Origin of the sequence: Alteromonas sp. 14N.309.X.WAT.G.H12 (assembly GCF_036697315.1) — a bacterium.
Classification (GTDB): domain Bacteria; phylum Pseudomonadota; class Gammaproteobacteria; order Enterobacterales; family Alteromonadaceae; genus Alteromonas.
In genome coordinates, this window is sequence record NZ_JBAHZB010000194.1 from 1 (window position 1) to 3,039 (window position 3,039).

4 protein-coding genes are annotated in these 3,039 nt (G+C 39.0%); all 4 read left to right on the forward strand.

What is annotated here, in order from left to right:
- Window positions 1–205: 205 nt before the first annotated feature.
- The gene (locus V5298_RS20280) at window positions 206–754 is read left to right on the forward strand and encodes a recombinase family protein (protein WP_332933229.1); all 549 of its coding nucleotides are present in this window, start codon (window positions 206–208) and stop codon (window positions 752–754) included.
- Between the two features lie 105 nt (window positions 755–859).
- The gene (locus tag V5298_RS20285) at window positions 860–1,054 is read left to right on the forward strand and encodes a hypothetical protein (RefSeq protein WP_332933230.1); all 195 of its coding nucleotides are present in this window, start codon (window positions 860–862) and stop codon (window positions 1,052–1,054) included.
- A gap of 976 nt (window positions 1,055–2,030) precedes the next feature.
- Window positions 2,031–2,198 carry a hypothetical protein gene (locus V5298_RS20290; RefSeq protein ID WP_332933231.1) on the forward strand — a complete coding sequence of 56 codons (168 nt, stop codon included), beginning with the start codon at window positions 2,031–2,033 and terminating at the stop codon, window positions 2,196–2,198.
- 41 nt (window positions 2,199–2,239) lie between these two features.
- Window positions 2,240–3,004: a hypothetical protein gene (locus V5298_RS20295; RefSeq protein ID WP_332933232.1), complete on the forward strand. Its 765-nt coding sequence runs from the start codon at window positions 2,240–2,242 to the stop codon at window positions 3,002–3,004.
- Window positions 3,005–3,039: the final 35 nt, after the last annotated feature.

Sequence of the window (3,039 nt, forward strand, 5' to 3'; positions counted from 1 at the left end):
ATCGTCAGGCATATTAGTGCTGCACCATTAGATCTAAATCAAACGGTTGTAAAGAACGGTTTAAAATGATCGCTTACATTATTGTAGGTTCTTAATCGTCCACCAAAGTATAATATATTGAACATTCCTATTGACCGTTCACTTACCGTTCATTAATATAGAGTTCACTTAGTACTTAGACTTTATTGAACGATAAGGAGTAAACATGACTGGTCAGTTAATTGGTTACGCAAGAGTATCAACTACAGGGCAGAAGCTAGACGTACAGCTACAGGCACTAGAAGCTAAAGGCTGCACTAAGATTTACCAAGAGAAACGCTCAGGTAAGACAGCAGACCGACCAGAACTACAGAAGATGCTTGATTATGTACGTGAAGGTGAAGCCATTGTTGTGACCAAGCTAGACCGTTTAGGACGCTCAGTGGCTGACTTAGCGAACATATCCAAGTTACTAGAAGATAAGGGTGTAGGTCTGATTGTGATTGACCAAGGCATTGATACAACAACACCACACGGTAAGTTAATGTTCCATATGATTGCCGCTGTAGCTGAATTTGAGTTGTCTCTGCGCTACGAAAGACAGATGGAAGGTATAGCGGATGCACAACGTAAGGGCGTTAAGTTTGGCCGTAAGAAAACTGTAGACCGTGAGAGAGTCCACCAGCTACGAGAAGAAGGCTTGAGTATGGCTAAGATTGCCGCTGAGTTAGGCTGTAGTAAAGGAGCAGTGCATAAGATTCTCAATAGTGATTAAATATCGCTAGTGAGTATAAGTGATTGATTTAATTAAATTTATTGACTTGAGGTTTGTGTTTTGGTTTACTTGTCATTGACTCTTAACAACCACGGAGGATTCAACATGGTGAACCAAATACAAGTAACAGAACTTAATGACTCTATTGATAATCTTCTGGCTCTCTTGGACTACGACACACAACAGCTAGGTGACATCCTAGCGTCTGACCTTGAGACTCTAACAGACCTTAAACATCATGTATCAGCACTGACTGAAGCTGTAAGACAAGCTGAACGTCAAGTTGTGACCTTGAGTTAACTATCACGTACAAGGTGAGCCTCTTACCTGAATCAGTATCAGGCTCTAGGAGGCTCTACAAGCCCTTATATTTCTACCTAATATATTTGTATTCCTTACGCCTAGAAATGATCTTGTAGATCTTCTGGTGAGCTAGTAGCGATGTCTTTAGGTTGTCTTATTGATTACCCTTGTAACCGTCTTAATAAGCACAGGATATCACTAGGCATATCAGGTTTACCTTATATTCTTGCAGGCCAGATAATACAAGGGATAGCTGACTCCCTGACCTATGAATGAAAGGACATCATGAAGACAATCACTCGGTCACTAACTTCATGGTGGTGAGCTAAGGCTCAGGGGCAAGTGACCAGTCAATCAAACTCAAGGCCAACTACAAGACTAACCAATAGATGCTGGTGGTTTATTGATGATTGTTTCCACCCTTATCTACCTACATTTTGTGGGGGGTAAGGGGGGCAACTCTAAGTCATCAAATCTAAGGCCAACACCAATATCTATTGGTTAGTCTTTAAGATTACCTTTAAGAAGTCTACAAGTCTTTCATTTACAATTAACTTATTAGTTATATCAATAAATACAAAGACTTATAGATAGCTATTGGTCTTCTTAAAGATAACCATTGGTCTTCTTATAGATAACCTAAGACAGTCTAAGGTCAGTTCATTAATGGATATATCAATGATTAATCCTGTTATTAATGGACTAAGGGCAAGGCTTTAGATTGTCTTAGTCATTGCTTAATCATTAGAGTTGTTCATGTGTCTAAGGCTTGTGTGTATTTCATGTACTTGTCTTAGACAACCTTTCTTCAATATTTCAATTATACCGAAACGAAGGCTTTAGGCTGGCTCAATGTCACCTTTCAGAGTCTTCTTTTTGGTGTATTTGTTTTTCGTAAAAGCCCATGAAACAACTACATCCAATTACCTATAACACCCTGTTAATTAACCAAAAAACCCATAAGGAAAACCTAATGAAAAACTACAAGGTACTAAGCAATCCACAAGTACGTGTGAACCTGACTCCACTTAGCTTAATGCTAATACAGCAAGAGCAAACGAAAAGACAGGCAGGACGTAAACGCAAGGTCGGTGCAGCGACAATCATTAATGAATGTATTACCAAAGCACTATCACAATAAACAATAAACCTAAACAATAAATTGAAAAGGAGAAAAGCATAATGAGCAAACAAAGTGAAATGATTAGAGAACTACAAGACCGTCTAAACGCTACTGAAGCTATCTGTAAGGACTTGTTAACTCACTTACATAACAGTCCAGTACAAGCACAAATTAAGTTTGATGATTACCGTATTAAATATACACAAGAAGCCATTGAACAAAGAGAAGCTGAAGCTAAGGCTAAGAAACTCAAAGAGAACTACAACACTGTTAAAAGTGAATTTAATGATAAGGTCATGGCTGACTACTGGAATCTTGTATTCCTTACTGATAAGCAACGTGAGCAGAGACTAAACGATATTTGGAGCACTATCACAAGTAACGTTGAGTTACCTAAAGATGCTAAACGGCCACAACACGCTATACCTGAGTTAACAGAAGAACGGTTGTTTGATCGCCGTAGTGAGCTACAAGAGTCAATCAATAGAGCTAATCCTACTCAGAATAAACACATAATTGAACACTGTAGTAAGTCCAAGGTTGAGTTCACTGAACGCATGGAACGTGAGCGAGATAGATTAATTGGTGAGTTGAGAATTAAGAATGGTGTATCAGAATCTGAAAGACAACGCCTAATCAAAGAGACTGTCCAAGAGCATAACTACCGTATTAAGAAGCATGTAAATGATATGGATAGGCAAATCAATTCAGCACAAGCCAGTCTATCCCACCTTGAAAAGCATAAGACAGAGCTAGGCAGGGTTAATAAAGAACTAGGTCAGTGTCACCGGCAATGTAAAACTGACCCACTAACGACAATTTAAAATTGACCCACCTGAGGCACAATGATCACCGGTTA